Source organism: Caulobacter sp. DWP3-1-3b2 (genome assembly GCF_049896325.1).
Taxonomy (GTDB): Bacteria; Pseudomonadota; Alphaproteobacteria; order Caulobacterales; family Caulobacteraceae; genus Caulobacter.
This window is the reverse complement of record NZ_JAFCUB010000034.1, coordinates 23509-42813: the sequence shown is the minus strand read 5'-3', so window position 1 is coordinate 42813 and position 19305 is coordinate 23509. Positions and strand designations below refer to the sequence as shown.

Annotated in this window: 16 protein-coding genes, 1 tRNA gene and 1 pseudogene; 4 read left to right on the top strand and 14 right to left on the bottom strand. The window is 67.1% G+C overall.

Annotated elements, in window-relative coordinates:
- Positions 1 to 211 precede the first annotated feature (211 nt).
- The 7 genes and pseudogenes from ACP7AG_RS17490 to ACP7AG_RS17460 all read right to left on the bottom strand — a co-directional run bounded on the left by ACP7AG_RS17490 (position 212) and on the right by ACP7AG_RS17460 (position 7189).
- Positions 212 to 871, bottom strand: a complete 660-nt coding sequence (locus ACP7AG_RS17490; RefSeq protein WP_426032389.1) for a hypothetical protein — start codon at positions 869 to 871, stop codon at positions 212 to 214.
- On the bottom strand, positions 864 to 2330 hold the full coding sequence (locus tag ACP7AG_RS17485; RefSeq protein WP_426032387.1) for an NCS1 family nucleobase:cation symporter-1: 1467 nt from the start codon (positions 2328 to 2330) through the stop codon (positions 864 to 866). The genes ACP7AG_RS17490 and ACP7AG_RS17485 overlap by 8 nt, the downstream gene beginning before the upstream one ends.
- Positions 2331 to 2425: 95 nt before the next feature.
- A complete protein-coding gene (locus ACP7AG_RS17480) occupies positions 2426 to 2620 on the bottom strand; it encodes a hypothetical protein (RefSeq protein ID WP_426032385.1) in 195 nt (64 codons plus the stop codon).
- 178 nt (positions 2621 to 2798) lie between these two features.
- Positions 2799 to 4729: pseudogene (locus ACP7AG_RS17475) on the bottom strand (M1 family metallopeptidase).
- A 211-nt stretch (positions 4730 to 4940) separates the two neighbouring features.
- Positions 4941 to 6056 (bottom strand): hypothetical protein, encoded by a 1116-nt coding sequence (locus ACP7AG_RS17470; protein WP_426032393.1) that lies wholly within the window; start codon positions 6054 to 6056, stop codon positions 4941 to 4943.
- A gap of 112 nt (positions 6057 to 6168) precedes the next feature.
- A complete protein-coding gene (locus tag ACP7AG_RS17465; RefSeq protein WP_426032383.1) occupies positions 6169 to 6480 on the bottom strand; it encodes an EthD family reductase in 312 nt (103 codons plus the stop codon).
- Between the two features lie 106 nt (positions 6481 to 6586).
- A complete protein-coding gene (locus ACP7AG_RS17460; RefSeq protein ID WP_426012883.1) occupies positions 6587 to 7189 on the bottom strand; it encodes a hypothetical protein in 603 nt (200 codons plus the stop codon).
- Between the two features lie 141 nt (positions 7190 to 7330).
- On the opposite strand from ACP7AG_RS17460, the gene ACP7AG_RS17455 reads away from it, so the two are divergent.
- Positions 7331 to 7648 carry a HigA family addiction module antitoxin gene (locus tag ACP7AG_RS17455; protein ID WP_426032381.1) on the top strand — a complete coding sequence of 106 codons (318 nt, stop codon included), beginning with the start codon at positions 7331 to 7333 and terminating at the stop codon, positions 7646 to 7648.
- Between the two features lie 17 nt (positions 7649 to 7665).
- Here the strand turns inward: ACP7AG_RS17455 and ACP7AG_RS17450 are convergent, their stop codons facing one another.
- From ACP7AG_RS17450 to ACP7AG_RS17435, 4 genes are all read right to left on the bottom strand, one after another.
- The gene (locus ACP7AG_RS17450) at positions 7666 to 7962 is read right to left on the bottom strand and encodes a hypothetical protein (protein WP_426032379.1); all 297 of its coding nucleotides are present in this window, start codon (positions 7960 to 7962) and stop codon (positions 7666 to 7668) included.
- A gap of 53 nt (positions 7963 to 8015) precedes the next feature.
- Positions 8016 to 8450 (bottom strand): DUF2948 family protein, encoded by a 435-nt coding sequence (locus ACP7AG_RS17445; RefSeq protein WP_426032377.1) that lies wholly within the window; start codon positions 8448 to 8450, stop codon positions 8016 to 8018.
- A complete protein-coding gene (gene murA / locus ACP7AG_RS17440) occupies positions 8443 to 9738 on the bottom strand; it encodes a UDP-N-acetylglucosamine 1-carboxyvinyltransferase (protein WP_426032375.1) in 1296 nt (431 codons plus the stop codon). Before murA ends, ACP7AG_RS17445 begins: the two co-directional genes overlap by 8 nt.
- 121 nt (positions 9739 to 9859) lie before the next feature.
- Complete coding sequence (locus tag ACP7AG_RS17435) at positions 9860 to 10027, bottom strand: hypothetical protein (RefSeq protein WP_426012890.1); 168 nt, start codon at positions 10025 to 10027, stop codon at positions 9860 to 9862.
- An 89-nt stretch (positions 10028 to 10116) separates the two neighbouring features.
- Here ACP7AG_RS17435 and ACP7AG_RS17430 point away from each other — a divergent pair.
- A tRNA-Thr gene (locus ACP7AG_RS17430) sits at positions 10117 to 10191 on the top strand.
- A gap of 74 nt (positions 10192 to 10265) precedes the next feature.
- On the opposite strand, the gene ACP7AG_RS17425 is transcribed toward ACP7AG_RS17430, so the two are convergent.
- Positions 10266 to 11243, bottom strand: a complete 978-nt coding sequence (locus ACP7AG_RS17425) for a S1C family serine protease (protein WP_426032373.1) — start codon at positions 11241 to 11243, stop codon at positions 10266 to 10268.
- A gap of 185 nt (positions 11244 to 11428) precedes the next feature.
- Here ACP7AG_RS17425 and ACP7AG_RS17420 point away from each other — a divergent pair, with 185 nt between their 5' ends.
- Positions 11429 to 13702: a transglycosylase domain-containing protein gene (locus ACP7AG_RS17420; RefSeq protein WP_426032371.1), complete on the top strand. Its 2274-nt coding sequence runs from the start codon at positions 11429 to 11431 to the stop codon at positions 13700 to 13702.
- A gap of 73 nt (positions 13703 to 13775) precedes the next feature.
- Entirely contained in the window at positions 13776 to 15011 is a 1236-nt protein-coding gene (locus tag ACP7AG_RS17415; RefSeq protein WP_426032369.1) for an acetyl-CoA C-acetyltransferase, read from the top strand.
- Between the two features lie 42 nt (positions 15012 to 15053).
- On the opposite strand, the gene ACP7AG_RS17410 is transcribed toward ACP7AG_RS17415, so the two are convergent.
- Complete coding sequence (locus ACP7AG_RS17410; protein WP_426032367.1) at positions 15054 to 16595, bottom strand: tryptophan halogenase family protein; 1542 nt, start codon at positions 16593 to 16595, stop codon at positions 15054 to 15056.
- Positions 16596 to 16783: 188 nt separating this feature from the next.
- On the bottom strand, positions 16784 to 19156 hold the full coding sequence (locus ACP7AG_RS17405; protein WP_426032365.1) for a TonB-dependent receptor: 2373 nt from the start codon (positions 19154 to 19156) through the stop codon (positions 16784 to 16786).
- Positions 19157 to 19305 lie beyond the last annotated feature (149 nt).

The following is a 19305-nucleotide window of genomic DNA, read 5'->3' as shown; positions in this document are numbered from 1 at the left end:
GGGCGGCGGCGCCTTCAAACCTTGTTGGCGTGCTGGGTGGGGGGTTTGACGGTGTCAAGGACGGCGCGGAGCGCCGCCGCCACGCGGCCGCCAGAGGCGGTCCTTGACATCGTCAGACGCCAGAGCGCCGATCCACCAAGGCTTAAAGGCGTGGCCGCATCCGGGGCGGATGCGGGCCATACCGAAGGCTTCCCGTTCGCCCATCGGGTCTCTAATTATCTTGCGGATTCAAGACCTCGATCAGCTCTATTCCCTGAAGCCCGCCACTCCACGTTTCGTGGAGCTCGATCTCTGCCGCTTTCAGGAGCCCATTCCAAATTAAGTCGATGTCCTCGTATGCAGCGTTCGCGAAATCCCAAGTCAGCCGCTGTTCATACTCAGGCTTAAAGTCGCGAAGCATCTGCTTCAGTTCGCCGTCCGTACCGACGAGTATCTTTTCACGCTCCTTAGCTCTATGTGCCTTTGGGTGAGCAAACATATTGCGAAGTTCGAACAAATCCCCGATCGTGCTGTAAGGACGCTTGTTCCAGTCAATATCGATGTCGATCATCTTCTTGATCGCCTTGATCTTGCAAACAACAGATTTGCGCTCAAAAACAGCCCAGACTTCCTGAGCCTTTTCCTTACCGGTTTGCCTTTCGATAACCCGCTGACCAATGAAGTTGGCGTAACCCTCTAAGGCGAATGCGATCATCGTCACTAATGCCATCATATCAACGAAGATGCCGTCGCTGTGTTCTTTGCTTTCAAAGGCTTTTGTCAATCGCTCGCGGAAAAACCACGCAGCGTTCGCCAAGTCGTTGTGCGGGTAGTCAACGAAGTCATTTGTCACCTTCGCGCGGATAAGAGGTTGGGCCTGCTTATCATCCATCGACCTTCGCCCCACCACCAACCCGCATCGCCGCCCAGTAAACCCCCGCCGCGATCCCCGCCCCGACGAACCACGCATAGTCGTAGAGCCCCGTCCAAAGCCCCCCGACTCCCGCCGCCGCCGGCAAACCGGCCGCCTTCAGGAAGCCCGGCAGGTTCGGCAAGACACCGAGCACGAAGCCCGCCACCGCCGCCAGGTTCCAGCCTTTGAAATAGGTATAGCGCCCCGTCCGGTCGTACAGCGCCGCGATGTCGAGCTTGGTAGCCCGCAGCAGCCAGTAGTCGACGATCAGGATCCCCGCGATCGGCCCCAGCAGCGCGCCATAGCCGGTCAGCCACACGAAGATGTAGCCCTGCGTGCTCTCCAGCAGTTTCCACGGCATGATCAGGGCGCCGATGGCGGCGGTGATGTAGCCGCCGGTGCGGTAGCTGATCCTGCTCGGCCACAGGGTCGAGAAGTCATAGGCCGGGCCGACCAGATTGGCGGCGATGTTGCAGGAGACGGTGTCGAGGCTGATGATCAGCAGGCCGACCAGCACCGCGACGCCGCCGATGTCGCCGGCCAGGGCCACCGGGTCCCAGATCGCCTTGCCGAAGATCAGCACCGTGGCCGAGGTGACCACCACGCTCATCGTCGCCATCAGGGCCATGGGCCCGGGCAGGCCAGCGACCTGGCCGACCACCTGATCGCGCTGCGTGCGGGCGAAGCGGGTGAAGTCGGGGATGTTCAGGGCCAGGGTGCCCCAATAGCCGCTCATGGCGGTGACGATGGGGCCAAAGTCACGCCAGAACCGGCCGGCTTTCGCGCCGCCGGGATCGTATGCGCTGGGTTCGTGCAGGATCGGCCCCAGGCCGCCGGCCTTGCTCAGCGCCCACCAGACCAGCAGGCCGCAGACCACGACCTTGACCGGGGCGGTCCAGGTTTCCAGCTTGCGCACCGCTTCCAGCCCCTTGGTGACGAACAAGAGCTGCATCAGCCAGAAGGCGGCGAAGGCCAGCAGCTGGCCCAGGCCGATGCCCAGGACGGGGACAATCGGCCCGACCAGGCTCTTGCCGACCATCACACCCAGCAGGGTCAACAGCGCCCCGCCGCCGATCCAGGTCTGGATGCCGTACCAGCCGCAGGCGACAATCGCCCGCGCCAGGGCTGGGACCCGCGCGCCGCCCCAGCCGAACGAGGCCCTCGCCAGCACCGCATAGGGCACGCCCCAGCGCGCCCCGGCATGGCCGATCAGCAGCATCGGCGCCAGCACCACCAGATTACCCAGCAGCACGGCCCACACCGCCTGGACGGCCGACAAACCCTGCTCGATCAGGCCTCCGGCCAGCATGTAGGCCGGCACGGCGATGACCATGCCCAGCCACAGGGCCGCGAAGTGCCGCGCGCGCCAGGTGCGTTGCTCCGGCGTGGTCGGCGCCAGGTCGGCATTCCACAGGCTGTTGTCCGTGCTCTGATCCAATGTCGCCCCCGCGATCAGGTCGAAGGGGCGAGCATGGGTCAGGGGACGATGGGCGTCACGCGCAAACTCAAATCGTGGTAAGGATTCGGAGGAGCTCAGGCCATGCCCGCATAGGCCAGGGTCGCCAGTCCGGCCCCGAACATCAGGACCATGGCGACCAGCCCCATCCGGCCCCACTGGATGCAGGGGCCGGCATGCCGAAGCTCGGCGGCCTCGGGCTTGTTGATATCGCACTTGTTGAAGAACACTGGACGCGCACGGACGCGCGTCGCGAACACGGCGTCAGCCATGGCGTTAACTCCCTAAGTTTCCCGCCCCTCTGACGGAAGCGCGAAAACCGGATTAACACGAAAACTCGCCAAAAGCGCGAGTTTTCGTGTGCATTCCGCCTAAAGCGGCGCAGAAATGCGCGTTTTTGTCGTCGAAATGACGCCTAACGATCGAAAACGCGCGAATTTCTGAAACGACCTATTTGACGATGGTGTCCACCGTCTGCCGAGTGACGGCGTGATAGAGCGGCCGGGTCTTGGCGTAGAGCGCCTTGGCGATGGGCTGGCCCCAGTCGCCCTGGGCCATCAGGTCCTTAACAGAGGCGCCACGAACTTGCGGCGGCCCTGCTCGGTGAGGAAGGTCTGCAGCGACGGCACGGCCGGGTCGTAGCGGTTGGCGACGGCCAGCTCCAGCCAGACAAAGCGGATCTCGCTGTTACCCTGGGCCGATAGACCGAAGGCCTTGTCCAGATCGGCCAGGCGTTCCTTCGACAAGGCGCGCGGCAGGCTGGTGATGAAGCGGGTGCGCTCGGGCGTGCTCCAGCCCTTCCATTTGTCGAGCGGCGCGGGGCCGCCGGTGGCGTAGGCGGCGGCCAGGGCGTCGACCGCCGGGAAGGCCGCCGACTTGATGTGCACGGCGTTGTCCGGCAGACCCACCTGATAGACCCACTGGTCGATGCCGATCGCGGCTTCCAGCTTGGGATCGCCCTTGATCAGGCTGGCGCGCAGGTCGGCGACGAAGCCGGCCGTGGTCTGCGACTGGAAGGCGTGGCGGGCGAAATAGTTCTTGAGATAGGCGTCCCATCGCGCGCGGCCGACGGCCTTTTCGATGGTCCGCAGGAAGGTCGCGCCCTTCTGGTAGGCGATGTCGGTCATGCCGTCGTCGGGATCGCGACCGGCCAGGTCGAGGTGCAGGCGGGTGTCGGCGCCGGTCAGGCCGCCGGCGTCCTTGATCGCGCCCTGCAGGTCGCTCCAGCCCAGGTCGGCCAGCATATTGGCGCGCTCCGGACCGTAGAGCTTCTCCATGATCCGGTTCTCGAAATAGTCGGTGAAGCCTTCGTTGAGCCAGAAGTCCGACCAAGTGGCGTTGTTCACCAAGTTGCCCGACCATGAATGGGCCAGTTCGTGGGCCACCAGGCTGACCAGCGAGCGGTCGCCGGCGATGATCGTGGGCGTGGCGAAGGTCAGGCGGGGGTTTTCCATGCCGCCGAACGGGAACGACGGCGGCAGCACCAGCAGGTCGTAGCGACCCCAGGCATAGGGGCCGTAGAGGCTCTCGGCCGCCTCGACCATCTTCTCGACATCGACCAGTTCGTAGGCGGTCTTCTTCATCACCGACGGCTCGGTATAGACGCCGGTGCGCTGGCCCAGCGGTGTGAAGGCGATGTCGCCGACCGCCAGGGCGATCAGGTAGGAGGCGACAGGTTTGTCCATCCGGAAGCGGTAGGCGCGGCCGCCGCCGGCGCCAAGTTTGCCGGCTAGGGGCTCACCGTTCGGAGTCAGCATCTGCGCGCTCATCACCGCCTTTAGGCCGGCCGGCGCCACGATGCGGGCAGTCCAGGTCTGGCGGACGCCGGGGCTGTCCTGGGTGGGAATCCAGGTGCGGTTGAGGATCGCCTCGCCCTGGCTGAACAGATAGGGCTTGGCCTTGCCCGCCGTCTGGGCCGGGGTCAGCCACTGCAATGCCGCGCCGCCGGGGGCGCTGTCGTAAGCGATGACGATGCGCTTGGCGCCGTTCAGTTGGACGGTCAGCGGCGCGCCGAGGATGGGGTCGGTCTTTCCCAGGGTGAAAGGCAAGGCCGCGCCCTTGGCGTCGGTGACGCCCTTGATCACCAGGCCCTTGCTGTCGAGCACGACTTCCTTCGCGCCTGGCGCGGCGGCGATGTCGAGGGCGGCCGTGCCGGTCATCTTCTGGTTGGCGAAGTCGGCGGTCAGGTCCAGGTCGATGTGGGTGACGCGGGCGACCAGGGGCTGTGCGTAGGAGTGGACGTCGCGCGCCTCGGGCGACTTGAGGACCGCCGGGATGGGCGGCTGAACGGCGGGCGTGGCGGCCATGACAGCGGTCGCGGCGGCGCCGGACAGGAGCAGCGCCAACAGGGCGGCGCGACTGGTTATGTTGATCGAGGGCATGATAGGGCGATTTCCGTGTTCGGAAGGGCGTTGGGATTGTTCTAGCCCACCGCCACGGCGGGTCTAAGGCCAATTGCTCAACTCCTCCCCCTCTGGGGCGGTGTCGGCGACGGTGGGGGGAGCAGGATGAGAAAAGATGCCACGCGTCGAGCACCGCCGGCCACTCCCCCCTCCGGCCCTTCGGGCCTCCTCCCCCACAGGGGGGAGGAGCTTAGAGATAATCCAGCAAACTCGTCCCGCCCGTATTCACGCTGCCGTCGGGATTGAACAGCGAGGCCAGCTTGTCCGACAGGTTCTGCAGCGCGACCATCTTGTCATAAAGCGCCGGAGTCCAACCCGCCGCCTGCCGCTCCTCGTCGCTCATCGCCGTGTATTGGGTGATCAGGCTCTTGCCGAAGGCCGAGTTGTCGGAGCCCTTGGTGCTCTTGTAGCTGCTGGAGATGCTGTCGCGGTTGCGGGTCTTCACCTCGGCGGCGGCCTGGGCGACCTCGTGCTCGGAGAACTGGGCGCCCTTGTTCAGCGCCACGGCGGCCAGGGAGCGGTTGTCGAACTTGGAGAAGTCGATCGTTCCGTCGTCGGGATCGGTCGCCATGCCGTCGCCCGTCGCCGCGGCATATTGCTTGTCGAGCACCGAGCGGACGTCGGAGGCGACCGCCTTGATGTCGCGGGTGCGGGGGCTGGCGACCACGCCGCCGGTGTCCTTCAGATAGGCCGCGACGGGGTCGCCGTCGATGCCGCTGGGGGCCACGCCCGGCTTGTCGGTCGCCTGCTGGAGCCCCTCGGTGAGGGCGGCCTTGTCCTTGGCCCACTGTCCCATGGCCTTTTCCTCGGGCCCGGCGGCCTCGAGATTGGCCAGGGCCGCCTTGTAGAGCCCGGCATGGTCTCCGGTCACCCGCATGGCCGAGGCCGGGGCCGACAGCGACGCGTCCCGCGTGGCCTTCATCTGCAGGGTCGCCACCACCTGCTCCTCGATCGGGAACTTACCGCCCTTGTTGCTGGCGATGGCGTAGAGGCTGCGGCGGTCCAGGCCCGCCAGGCTGATCGTCGCCTTGCCGTCCTTCAGGGCGCTGGTCGCCTTGGCGTCGGACAGCAGCTTGTCGAGCGCCGTGCGGGCCGAGGCAACCACGGTGTCGATGGTGCGGCTGTCGGTTTGGGCGGCCAAGGCGGCCTGGGCTTCCGCCGACAGGGTGACATTGACGCTGGAGCCGCTGGTCTTGGCTGCGGATGTGCTGGCGGTGTCGGCGGCGGTTGCCTTAGTGGCTGTCGTCCCGGCAGCGGCCGCAGCGTAGGGATTGGTCGCGTAGCCGGTGGTGATGCTGCTGACCATGACGCCCTCGAACCGATCGCCGCGCAATCACGAAGCACGGCGCTCCTGAACCCAAGGTCAAAGGGCGCGATCATGGTTAAGGCTGCGTTAACCATGATCGCGCCGGGCCATCTCAATCCCGTGTGCTGACCTGGGCGATCGGCGCGATCGTGGTGAAGTTGGCGACGTCGGCCATGACCTCGCCGCCGCGCGGACCGGCCAGCGAGGCCTGCATCGCGGCGGCGTCCTCGAAGGCAAGGTGCGCCATGGCCACGAAGGGCGCGGGACCACCGTCGGGCGCCGAGACGCCGACGAACACCTGAACGTCCTTCAGACCGGAGGATCCGAAGGCGTCCTTCACCAGTGGGATGTGGGTGGCGTCATAATAGGCCTGGTCGAAGCTGGCGCCGGGCGTCGCCGGATAGAGCACGCTGAAGATGACCATGTCGGCTTCCTTGATGGCGGCGCTCGCGCATCGCGGGCCGCTCCCTGACGCGATTTAAGCACGCGCCTGGCCGGGCGCCATGCGGGGCGCGGCGCCAATTACGAGGTTAGCGCGCTGACCAGAGACTGCCAGCGGCCGCTTGCAGATCTCCAGAGACGTTGCGCCGAGCCAGCGAGAGCCCTTCCAGCTCCACCTTGTCGGCGCGCAGGGTGCGGTCGTGCAGGCTGTAGCCCAGTTGATAGACGGCGCGGTCGGTCTTGGTCTGGCCATCCTCGATGAACACCGTCAGCACGCCGACCGGCACGCGACCGGTCCTGGCCTTGCCGGCATGCTTGCGCAGGCCGTTCTCGATCCAGCCGGCCTCCAGGCGCGGATTGCCGGTGGTCTCGACGCTATCGCTGCGCAGCTCGGCGGGAAACCAGATCGTCTGGGTCTGGATCACCTGCTCGGAATTGACCGAGTTCAGACGCACCGTCTCGCCCTTGTCGGCCACCGCGCCGGTCATCACGAAGGTCAGCTTCCGAGCCTGGGCCTTGGCCTCGGCCCGCCGCTCGCTGACGGCGGCGACCCGGTCGCGCTCATCGCGTTCGCGTTCGCGGTGCGAGTCCCAGAAGCCCAGGCCGGCGATCACCAAGGCCCCCACGCCGACGATCTCGGCCAGGGTCAGCCAACGCAGCTGGATGCGCTTGCGGGAGGTCTCTTCGGTCAAGTCGGTCTCCGTCGAAACAAGCGCGAATCCATGGCACGTTCCCACTCTCTAGGGGAAGTTCGCTTGGGAGGCACGGGAGACTGGACCTGACCTGTCGGCTATCTTGGTGAGCAAACCTTCGTCAGATTGGCCAAAGCCGCCATGCGCACACTTGATTTCGAGGACTTCGTCAGCCCGGCGCCCCATCCGGGTGAGCATCTGCGCGAAGACTATCTGCCGGCTTTCAAACTGACGGCCGGCGCCTTGGCTCGCGCCATGGGCCTGAAGGACCGCACCCGGATCGAGCGGCTGATCCGCGAGAAGCAGCCCGTCACCGCCGATACGGCGCTGCGCCTGGGCAAGGTGTTCGGCACGTCCGCCCAGTTCTGGATCAACCTCCAAAACGCCCACGACCTGTCCAAGGCCGCGATCGAGACGCGCGATGCGTTGAAGGCGATCAAGCCGCTGGCGGCGGCTTAGTCAGGCGAAGCAGTAGTTTAGTCACCCACCCTTCGCGCGTGCTCCCGCGCTTGTGTGTCCAGCTTGGCCTGCAAATGAGCGTCAAGCAGAGGGTCGGGATTCTGGCCAAAAAGGCTCCAGATCCCCAAGCCGACGACGGCCGCCGTGGATCCGATCGTTACGACCTCCCAGAGGCGATAATGGAAGGGCTCGTAGGCAAGTCGGCCACGCATCGCGAAGGCGTCCAAGATCTTGACCGCCGGTTCCAGGACCGGCCGCCACGTCTCCATGGCCCAAACCAATCCCGCCGCCGCGACCACCAGGATCGCGCACAAGCCGATCTTCCGAATTCGCCAAGCGGTATCGCGATCAACTCGCACGGTGATTCCTACTCCGCGTGCCCCGGCTTCCGAGACGTCGCCCAAGGCTCGGACACATCCGCCAACACCACGTCCAGGCAATCGACGGTGACGCGCAGGTCGCCGCCGCCGGCGAAGGTCAGCAGCACGGTGCCACCCGGCGCTTCGCCCGCCTCGAAGGCGATGGACAGCAGTTCGACCACCGCCGACTTGGCGTCGCGGCGCAGCTTGCGGGCCTGGACGCCAGTGACGTCGCCAAGCTGGAGGGCGGAACGCACGCGCTCACCCTTCTTGGCGCTCGATTCCCAGCGAAAGCGGTTGCAGGCCAGGGTCAGCGTCCGCGCCGAAGCGTCCCAGCGGATGTCGCCGATCTTGGCGATGGCGTCCTGCAGGGCGGCGGAGATCACCGCCAGATCGTCGGCGTCCTGGGCCAGCAGGCGTAACGGCGTAACGGCGTCACTCATGGTCATCGCCCTCGGCATCGCCCGTGATGCGGCGCACCTGAGCCCCGCAGGCGCCCAACTTTTCTTCCAGCCGCTCGAAGCCGCGATCCAGATGGTAGATGCGGCTGACCGTGGTCTCGCCGCGCGCCACAAGGCCGGCGATCACCAGGCTGACCGAGGCGCGCAGGTCGGTGGCCATGACCTCGGCGCCTTCCAGCTGGGCCACGCCGCGCACCCGGGCCTCGCCCCCGGCCACCGAGATGTCGGCCCCCAGGCGCATCAGTTCGGGGGCGTGCATGAAGCGGTTCTCGAAGATGGTCTCGCGGATCCGGCTCTCGCCCTTGGCCGTGGTCATCAGGGCCATGAACTGGGCCTGCAGGTCGGTGGCGAAGCCCGGATAGGGCTGGGTTTCCAGGTCGACGGCTTCCAGGCGGTGGCCGTTGCGCTTGATGATCACCCCGTCCTCGGTGCGAACGACGCCGCAGCCGGCCTCTTCCAGCTTGACCAGCAGGCTGTCGATCAGTTCGGGGCGAGCGCGAGTCAGCTGAACCTCGCCGCCGGCCATGGCCGCCGCCACGGCATAGGTGCCCATCTCGATGCGATCGGGGATCACCGAGTGGGTCGCGCCGTGCAGCTTGGCGACCCCGGTGATGGTGATGGTCGGGGTCCCCCCGCCCTCCACCTTGGCGCCCATGGCGTTGAGGCAGATCTGCAGGTCCAGCAGTTCGGGCTCGCAGGCGGCGTTCCTGATGGTGGTGACGCCGTCGGCCAGCACGGCGGCCAGCATGGCGTGCTCGGTGGCGCCCACCGAGACGAACGGGAAGGTGATCTCGGCGCCCTTCAGGCCGCGCGGGGCCTGGGCATAGACATAGCCTTCATGCAGGTCGATCTTGGCGCCCAGGGCCTCAAGCGCCTGCAGGTGCAGGTCGACGGGACGCGCGCCGATGGTGCAACCGCCGGGCAGGCTGACCTTGGCCTGGCCGGTGCGGGCGATCAGCGGGCCCAGCACATTGAACGAGGCGCGCATCTGCCGGACCAGCTCATAGGGCGCGAAACCGCTGGTGATCTCGGGCGCTTGCAGCACCGTCTCCGAACCATCAGGCCCTTCGCGCTCTTCGACCTGGGCGCCCAGGCGGGTCAGCAGCTTGCCCAGGAACCTGGTGTCGGCCAGGCGCGGCATGTTGGTCAGGCGCAGCGGCTCGGACGTGAGCAGGCTGGCCGCCATCAGCTTGATGGCCGAGTTCTTGGCGCCGCTGACCGGGATGATCCCGTTCAGCTGCGCGCCGCCGATGATGGCGATACGATCCAATGAAAGTCCCTCATCGCGCGGCTATTCGAGGGGGAGCGCCGCGCGGTCATCTGTGAAGAAGAGGTTCTAGCGGTTGCAAAGCCCCGCGCAAGGGGCGGCGCCGATTCCTCACCGTTCCCCCTCAGTCGGACGGCTCGCCGGTCTGTTCAAGAGCTGGTTCCGGCTTGGCGGCCGGCGCGGGGGCGACCTTCCTGCGGCGAAGATTGGTCCGTAGCGCCTGAGCCAGCCGCGCCTCGCGCGCCGCCTTTTCCCCAATGGGCTTGGTGTGAGGCTTGGGGTTGTGGCTCATGTTTCCACAGGTGAAAGCGCCGCGACGATTGGTCAACACGATTTTGGCTTTGCCAACCGCGTTTGGTTCGCTATACGCCGCTCCTCTTCGCCGCGGTAGCTCAGTGGTAGAGCGCATCCTTGGTAAGGCTGAGGTCCTGGGTTCGAGTCCCAGTCGTGGCACCATCGGGGTCCAGACCTCTCAGGTCTGGACCCCGACCACACCAGATCCCTACAGATCCTCAACACATCGCCAGCCGCTAGTTGAACCGGCGCTTCTTCAGCAGGGCGCTGCGATCGGCCGAGCGGATCTCGACCTCGAAGACGTCCTGCTCGCGCAGGATGCGCAGAGGGATCACGGCGCCCGGCGGGCCTTGCGCCCAGAGCTGCGTGTAAAATTCGGCCAGGTCGTCGACCGGCTCGCCCGCCACCGCCAGAATGAGATCGCCCGCCCGCAGCTCGGCGCGCGAGGCCGGACCGCCGGGAACGACGCCCACCAGCACGACATGCGCGCCAGACTCCTGGGCCAGCACACCCAGCCACGGACGCGGCGGATGGCCCGGCTTGCCCCGCGCCAGATCGTCGAGGATGGGCGGCAGCAACTCGGCCGGCACGAACATGTTCATGGGCCGGGGCGCGCCGCTGGACGTGCGGCCTTCCAGGCTCAACGAGCCGAGCCCCACCAGCTTTCCGGCGGCGTCGATCAGGGCCGCGCCACTCCAGTGCGGGTGGGCCGGCTCGGTCATGATGGCGTCGTCGAGCAGATATTCCCAATAGCCCGCGAACGGCATGCGGGCGAGCACGCGTCCCGCTGCGGCATGGGCGCGTCCGCCGGCCCCGGCCACCACGACGGCGCTGCCGGCCTTCAGCCCCTGCGACGAGCCGAGCGGCAGCACCGGCAGGTCTAGCGGCTCCAGCGCCTGGACGAGGCCCAGTCCCGTCTGGTTGTCGAGACCCAGGACGTGGGCCGCGACGCGCCGGCCGTCGTTGAGCGTAAGGGTGACAGTCTCGGCCTCGGTGATCAGATAGGCCATGGTCAGCACCAGGCCGCTGGGTCCAACCACCACGCCATTGCCCAGGCGCTCCGTGCCCAGAATGCCGGCGGTGAAGGCGTCGGCCGGCACGCGCGCCTCCAGCGCCACGACGGCGGACAGCGCGCTATCCAGGTCGAACGCATGGCCGTCGGCGGTGGGACGCAGCCGGGCCTCGACCTCGTAACCTTGGAATGGTGAGCTCAACTCGATCTCCTTTAGGACTCCAGATCTGGGATCGACCGGCGCGCGCGACAAGGGATACCGCCAGGCGACGGCACGTTTGCCTCAAACAGAACGCGAGACGTTCCGCGCGGCGTTGGCTCCGCCCGCGCCTGTGCTAAGGACCAGCATCCTCACGCGGGCCCCTGGCCCGCCAGCCTGCGAATCGCATGTCCGATCCTTCCGACGAGCCCAAGATCGCCCCGCGAGCCGTCTCGCCCGAGGGCGCCACGCCGAAGCCGAAACGCGTGCGCAAACCCACGGCCGCGCCCGCGCCGGTGACCGCAGCCGAGCCGGCTCCGGAGACCATCAAGGCCGCCCCCGCCAAGCCCAGGCGCCTCCGCAAGCCAAGGCCCGTCGCCGCGCCCATCTCCGCGGTCGAACCGGAGACGCTGGACACCGTCCAACTCGCGCCGGCGGTTGTTGAACCTGAGCCGGCGCCCGCTGACCCGGAAACCGCCGAAGCGCCGCAAGCCTCCGTCACTTCCGATACCGCCCCGGCGCCAGTCCCCCGCAAGCCGGCGCTGTGGCGGCGCCGCGCCTGGCAGGTCGGAGCTGGCGCCGTCGTGCTGCTGGTGATCTCGGTGATCGCCTCGCTGCTGTGGTCCCTGCCCCTGGGCCGCGCCCTCGAGCCGCTGGCCAACCCTACCCTGATCCTGGAAGCCACCGACGGCACGGCCATCGCCCGGCGCGGGTCCTACAAGGAAGCCCCCGTAGTGGTCGCCAATCTGCCGGCCTATGTGCCCGGGGCCTTTGTCTCGATCGAGGACCGGCGCTTCTACAAGCACATAGGCGTCGATCCCAAGGGCATCGCCCGCGCCATGCGCTCCAACGCCAAGGCGGGCGGCGTGTCCGAAGGCGGCTCGACCATCACCCAGCAGCTGGCCAAGAACGCCTTCCTGTCCAACCAGCGCAGCCTGCGCCGCAAGGCCCAGGAGGTGCTGATCGCGCTCTATCTGGAAGCCCGGTTATCTAAGAATGAGATCTTGTCGCGCTACCTGTCGTCGATCTATTTCGGCGACGGCGCCTTTGGCCTGCGCGCCGCGGCCCGGCACTATTTCGACAAGACACCCGAGACCCTGTCGGTCGGCGAGGCGGCGATGCTGGCCGGCATGGTCAAGGCCCCCTCGCGCCTGGCCCCGACCGAGAATTTCGACGGCGCCAAGGCCCGGATGCGCGTGGTGCTGGCCGCCATGGTCGACACCGGGACCATCACCCCCGCCCAGGCCGCCCAGGCCGTCCGCGACATCCATGTGGACGGCGGCCGCCCCAAGCTGCCTACGGGCTCCTACTTCGCCGACTGGGTGTTCCCCCAGGCCAAGGCGGTGTTCGAAAACACCTATGGCGAGACCGTGGTGCGCACCACCCTGGACCGCGACCTGCAGGCCAAGGCCGAGAAGGTGCTGCGCTCCGCGCTGGACCGCGACGGCAAGGGGCTGAACGTCAGCCAAGGGGCGATCGTCGCCATGCGCACCGACGGCCGGGTGGTCGCCATGGTCGGCGGCCGCGACTACAAGGCCAGCCAGTTCAACCGCGCCGACGGCGATCGTCCGCCCGGCTCGGCCTTCAAGCTGTTCGTCTACCTGACCGCCCTGCGCCAGGGCATGACCCCGACCAGCCCGATCCTCGACGCGCCTGTCATCGTCAGCGGCTGGACGCCCAAGAACCACGAGAGCAAGTACGCCGGCCGCGAGGTGCCGCTGATCACCGCCTTCGCCGCGTCTTCCAACGTCGCCGCAGTGCGTCTGGCCAAGCAGGTTGGTCGAGACAGCATCGTCCGCACCGCCCGCGACCTCGGCGTCACCGACCCGATCCCCGACGACCTGACCCTGGCCCTGGGCACCGGCCCGATGAGCCTGGTGCGGCTGACGGCGGCCTATGCGGCCATCGCGGCCGGCGAGACGCCGGTGGTTCCGCACGGTCTGGCCGACTGGCGCAAGCCGGCCAAGGTTCATCCCCTGACCAAGGCCGAGCTGGTTGGTATGCGTGACCTGCTGCGCTCGGCCACCCAGCGCGGCACCGGCATCGAGGCGGCGATCCCCGGCGCGTTCGGCAAGACCGGCACCAGCCAGAGCTATCGCGACGCCCTGTTCGTCGGCTATGTCGGCGACCTGGTGATCGGCGTTTGGGTCGGCAATGACGACAACAGCCCGATGAACGGCGTGGTCGGCGGCGGCATGCCGGCCAAGATCTGGAAGGAACTGGCCAGCTACGCCGTGGGTCGCGGCGTTCGCGCGGCGCCGGTGATCGACGAAAGCCTGGTGCCACTCAATCCCGAGGACCCGACCCTGGAGATCGCGCCCGAGGTTACGCTCGACCCGGCCGTCCCTGGCGAGCCCGCGCCCGCCGATCCTGCCAGCCCCGCCGCGCCGGCCGACCCCTCGCCTCCGATCGCGCCCGTTCCGGTCGCCCCGGCCGCGCCTCCACCGAGCGAAAACCGCTAGACTGACCCAAGGGCGCCGGCGCTCAGGTCGGTTCAATGCCGTTTTAGGCAACCGTTCTGGGAGGAACGCCGCTATGCCCGAGGCCCTGATCATCGACGCCTGCCGCACGCCGCGCGGCATCGGCAAGGTTGGCAAGGGAGCGTTGGCCGACCACCATCCCCAGCACCTGGCCGCCACTGTGCTGAAGGCCCTGGCCGAGCGGAACGCGCTGAACACCGCTGAGGTCGATGACATCATCTGGGGCACGAGCACCCAGCGCGGCAAGCAGGGCGGCGACATGGGCCGGATGGCCGCTCTGGACGCCGGCTACGACGTGCGGGCCAGCGGCATGACCCTGGACCGGTTCTGCGGCTCGGGCATCACCACGGTGAACCTGGCCGCGGCCTCGATCATGTCGGGCATGGAAGACCTGGTGATCGCTGGCGGCACGGAAATGATGTCCTACACCGCCACTGCGGATCGGACCTCGGTGGGCCTGCTGGACTCCGGCAATCTGCGCCTGCGGGCCCGCCATCCCCAGACCCACCAGGGGGTCTGCGCCGACGCCATCGCCACCCTGGAAGGCATCGACCGCCGGGCGCTGGACGAGTTGGCCCTGCTGAGCCAGCAGCGCGCCGACCACGCGATCCGCCACGGCCATTTCGACAAGTCGCTGGTGCCGGTCTATCGCGACGACGGCTCGGTGGCCCTGGACCGTGAGGAGTTCCCTCGCCCCGAGACCACGATCGAGGGCCTGTCATCGCTGAAGGCCTCGTTCGAGATGATGGCCGGCGTGCCGATCGACGAGGCGGGGACCACCCTGGGCGGGCTGATCCACCAGGTCTATCCGGACCTCAAGATCAACCATGTGCACCACGCCGGCAATTCCTCGGGTGTGGTCGATGGCGCGGCGGCGGTGCTGCTGGCCTCGCCGTCCTATGCCGCCGCCCACGGCCTGAAGCCGCGCGGCCGCGTGATCGCCATGGCCAATATCGGCGACAGCCCGACCCTGATGCTCAACGCCCCGGTTCCCGCCGCCCGCAAGGTGCTGGCCAAGGCCGGACTGACGGTTGACGACATCGACCTGTGGGAGATCAACGAGGCCTTCGCCGTGGTGGCCGAGAAGTTTATCCGCGACCTGCGGCTCGACCGCGACAAGGTCAATGTCAATGGCGGGGCGATGGCGCTGGGCCATCCGATCGGCGCGACCGGGTCGATCCTGATCGGCACGATGCTGGACGAGCTGGAGCGGCGGGGCCTGAAGCGCGGCCTGGTGACGATGTGCGCGGCGGGCGGCATGGCCCCGGCGATCATCATCGAGCGGGTATAGCGCATGGGGACAGGCGCATACGCCTGTCCCCAGCCGGACCAGTCATCGCGCGTAGTAAGCCTCGACCAGCTTGCGATGGACCGGCAGGTGCTTCAGCGCCTCGGTCGAGGCCGCCGCCACCTTTTCGAAGGTCTGCCGCGCCAGCACGCCATCCGGATATCGCCCGTCGACCGGCGAGAAATCGGTCGCGGCGTTCATGCCGTAGAGGATGAACTGGTAGCTGGCCGGCAGGAAGGTCTCCAGATCGACAACGAAGTCGAAGCGCGAGACGGGCCGGTGCGCCCACTGGGCCAGCATGTCGCGCAGACCTTGAGGCCACGAGGCCGGGTCGGCGTTGTCGCGCCAATAGGGCTCTTCGCGCTTGGACAGACAGTAGTGCAGCTTGAGGAAGGCGACGATCCGCTCGAAGCGGCCACTCATGGCGCTGCTGAAGTTGCGCGCCGCGCCTTCCATCGCCGCCCTGCCCTTCAGCGGGAAGGTGTCGGCGATCATCATCGCGGCGGCCTCGATCAGCATGATGCCGGTGGATTCCAGCGGCTCGAAGAAGCCCGCCGACAGGCCCACGGCCACGCAGTTGCCGACCCACTGGGTCTCGCGATAGCCGGTCTGGAACTTCAGCAACCGCACCGGCAGAGGGTCGGCCTCTTTGCCGACATAGGCCCGCAGCACCTCTTCGGCCCGCGCCTCGTCGCTGTGCCGGCTGGAAAACACGTAGCCGACGCCCCGGCGGTTCTCCAGGCCGATGTCCCAGGTCCAACCCGCCTCGTGAGCGGCGGCCAGGGTGTAGGGCGCGATCGGCGCGTCCGGCGTGGCGTAGGGGACCTGCACGGCCAGGGCGCGATCGTTGAACAGCACGTCGTCGCAGCGCTTGAACGGCACGCCCAGGGTCTCGCCGATCAGCAGGGCGCGGAAGCCCGAACAGTCGATGAACAGGTCGCCCTCGATGACGCCCAGTTCGCCGGCCGTGACCGAGGCGATGTCGCCGGTCTCGCCGTCGCGTTGCACCGTCTCGACCTTGCCGGTCAGGTGGACGACGCCCAGGTCCTTGGCCACACCGCGCAGGAAGTCGGCAAAGCGGACGGCGTCGAAATGGTAGGCGTAGTTCATCGGACCCTGGAAGTCGGGGTCCTCCAGCCGCTTGGGGCCCAGGCCATGGGCGACGACCTGGATCTGATTGGTCACCGCCTCAGCGAAGGGGACGGTCGATCCCGCCCGGCGGTCCAGCAGCCAGTAGGGCGACAGATCACGCCCGCCCGGTTGGACCGGCACGTTGAACGGGTGAAAGTATTCGGAAGCCTTGCCGTCCGATGAACGCCGTTCCCAGTCGCGGAATAGTACCCCCTGCTTGAAGGTGGCCGAGCTTTCTCGCAGGAACCGCGCCTCGCTGACCCCCAGCGTGGCGAGCGTCGCGCGGATGGTGGGAAACGTGCCCTCGCCCACGCCGATGATGCCGATGTCCGGCGACTCGACCAGGGTGATGCTGGCGCCGCCTGGACGGTTCGCGCCCAGCGCCTTGGCCAGGAAGGCGGCCGTCAGCCAGCCCGCCGTGCCGCCGCCGACGATGACGATGCGGTTGCCTGCCATGAAGGGATGATCCCTCAAAGATTGCTCAGGGAGGGACTGGACCCCGAGTCGGGAAAACAAAGAAAAGCCCGGGCGGCGTCAGGGGAATAGCCGCCACCCGGGAGAGCGTCAGTCTGGGAGGTGGAACGCTCAAGAAACTTCGATGGACCGGCCCACCGCCGGAGGCGGCGGGCCGGTCCCATGCGAGCCTAGAACTTCGCGCGGACGCGGAAGCCCCAGGTGCGCGGGGGTTGATAAACCGACAGCCATACCGGGGTGGACGGCCCCCCGAAGGCGCCGGCCCCGGACTTGATGTTCTTGTCCTCAATGTTCTGGACAAACCCTTCGAGCGACCACGGATCTTCCGGCGGCTCGTAGCGCACCACCAGGTCGGAGCGCGTATAGCCCTTCTGCTGGTCGGCGGCGCCCTGATTGAAGTAGGACAGCCAGCTCTTGCTTTCGATGTGGGTGCTCAGGCGCGGGGTGATCCGCCCGCCGTTGCTCAGCTCGAACACATGCTCGTACGAGACCGTGCCCGAGAAGCGCGGCGCGTGGGCAAGTTCGTTGCCCTTCACATTGACCAGCTTGGTGGGGTCGTTGTTGGCATAGAGGCGGGCGTCGATGCTCTGCAGGTCGTCCATCTCGGTCTTTTGGAGCGAGGCGGAAAACTGCAGGCGGTCGACGGCGGTCAGGTTGGCGGTTAGTTCGGCTTCGAAGCCGTACGCCGTCGCGCCCTTGGCGTTTTGGGTCACCAGTTGCGAGGACTTCACTGAGCCGTCCGGGTTGCGGGTCGTGACCGCCTGGTTGACCTGATAGCCTTTGAAGTCCGCGTAGTAGGCTGCGAGATTCAGCGTGGCTCGGCCGTCCAGGAAGCGGATCTTCGAACCCACTTCGTAGTTGGTCAGGGTTTCCGGGTTGGTCAGCTTGCCGCCGTCCTGGATGTTGCCCGACTTGAAGCCGGTGCCGACCGAGGCATAGACCAGCACGTCGTCGGTCAGATCGGCGTCGGCGCGGGCCAGCCAGGTCAGCTTGCTCCAGCTGCCCTTCACATCGTTGGGCGAGATCGCGTAGCCCGGCAGCAGCGTCAGCAGCTGGGCGGCGGTCAGACTGCGGCCGACGGCGAAGATGCCGTGGCCATAGGTCCCGAAGGTGCACGAGAAGCTGCCGGCCGGGTCGGGGCAGCCGTCGAACATCACGTTGCGGCCGCCGACGTCTTGCTTGGTGTCCTTGGTATAGCGAAGGCCGCCGGTGACGCGGATGCGGTCGGTGGCGTGCCAGACAGCCTGAGTGAAGGCGGCCTTGGACTCGATGGTGCGGGCGGCCTGGATGAAGCTGCCGGCCCAGGCGAAGGTGCCGTCGCGATAGCCGTTGCGCTGGTCGATGTCGAAGCGGATCGAGTTGTCTTCGTGGCTGTAATAGCCGCCCAGGATCCAGTCGACGGCCCGATCGTCGCCGGTCGACTTCAACTGGACTTCGTGGCTGTAGGCGTCGTTGCGCGACCAGACGGTGCGGTTCTCGTTGAAGGCGCCGCCCGGAGTGGTGGCGCTGGTCGGCGGCAAGGCGCCGGCGTCGGCGTCGCTGTTGGCGCCGCCACCCACCCGTTGCCAGCCGGTGATGTAGGTCAGGCCGATGTCGTCGGTGACCGCATAGTCCAGCTGGCTACGGATGCCGTAGGAATAGCGATCGCTCTCGGGGGCGGTGTCACTGAGCGTCGACCACTTCTTCTGGCCAGCGCGCGGGGTCTGCATCAGGCCGATGACCGGCGCGCCGGTGTCCTGATAGCCCTCGACATTGACGCTCCACGTCAGCTTGTCGGTGGCCTTCCACAGGGCGCTGACGCGCAGCGAGCGCTGGTCCTGGGCGTAATACTTCTTGCCGGTGGTGACGAAGGCGGCGGGGTTGATGCCGTTGCCGGCCGGGGGCTGCTGGTAGTCGGCATAGCCGTCGTGGCGCTCGGTGATGCCGGCGATGCGGATGGCGAAGGTGTCCGACAACGGCATGTTGACCGAGAAGCGGGCGCCCAGGCGGTTGTACGAACCGGCCACCAGTTCGGCGCTGCCGTAATAGTCGTCCGTCGTCGGCCTGGCCGTGCGTAGGCTGATCGCGCCGACCGTGGCGTTGCGGCCAAACAGCGTGCCTTGCGGGCCGCGCAGCACTTCGACGGCGTCCATGTCGTACATCAGCACCGCGGCGCCCTGGGCGCGCGGCGAATAGATGCCGTCCACATAGATGGCGACCTCGGGGTCGGCAACTTCGGTGTAGGCGTTATCGTTGCCGATGCCGCGCATGGTCACCAGGATCGCGCCCTGGTCGCCTTGCTGGTTGATGGCCATGCTGGGCACGAACTTGGCCAGATCGGTGACATCCTTTACCTGCTGGCGGTCGAGCGAGCCTTGGCCAAACGCCGTAATGGCGATCGGGGTGTCCTGCAGGTTGGTCTCACGCTTGGTGGCGGTGACCGTGATTTCCTCGATTTGGATGTTGTCTGCCGGGGCCTGAGCGGTCTGGGCCTGCACGGCGGTGGCGGCGATCAAGGCCGTTACGGCCGAGGTCCCGGCCAAGAGCGTATTGCGGAGTTTCATTCTTCATCCCTCCCTGTGTGCGATCCTTTTTGGTCGCGACTTGCATGCCGTGAATAGCTACAGTAGGACAACGTTGTCAATCACACTTATATTCAGTGTTTAGTTCAAACCTCGGCTTTTAGTGATATGTTTAGCTAAAAGTAGAAGCC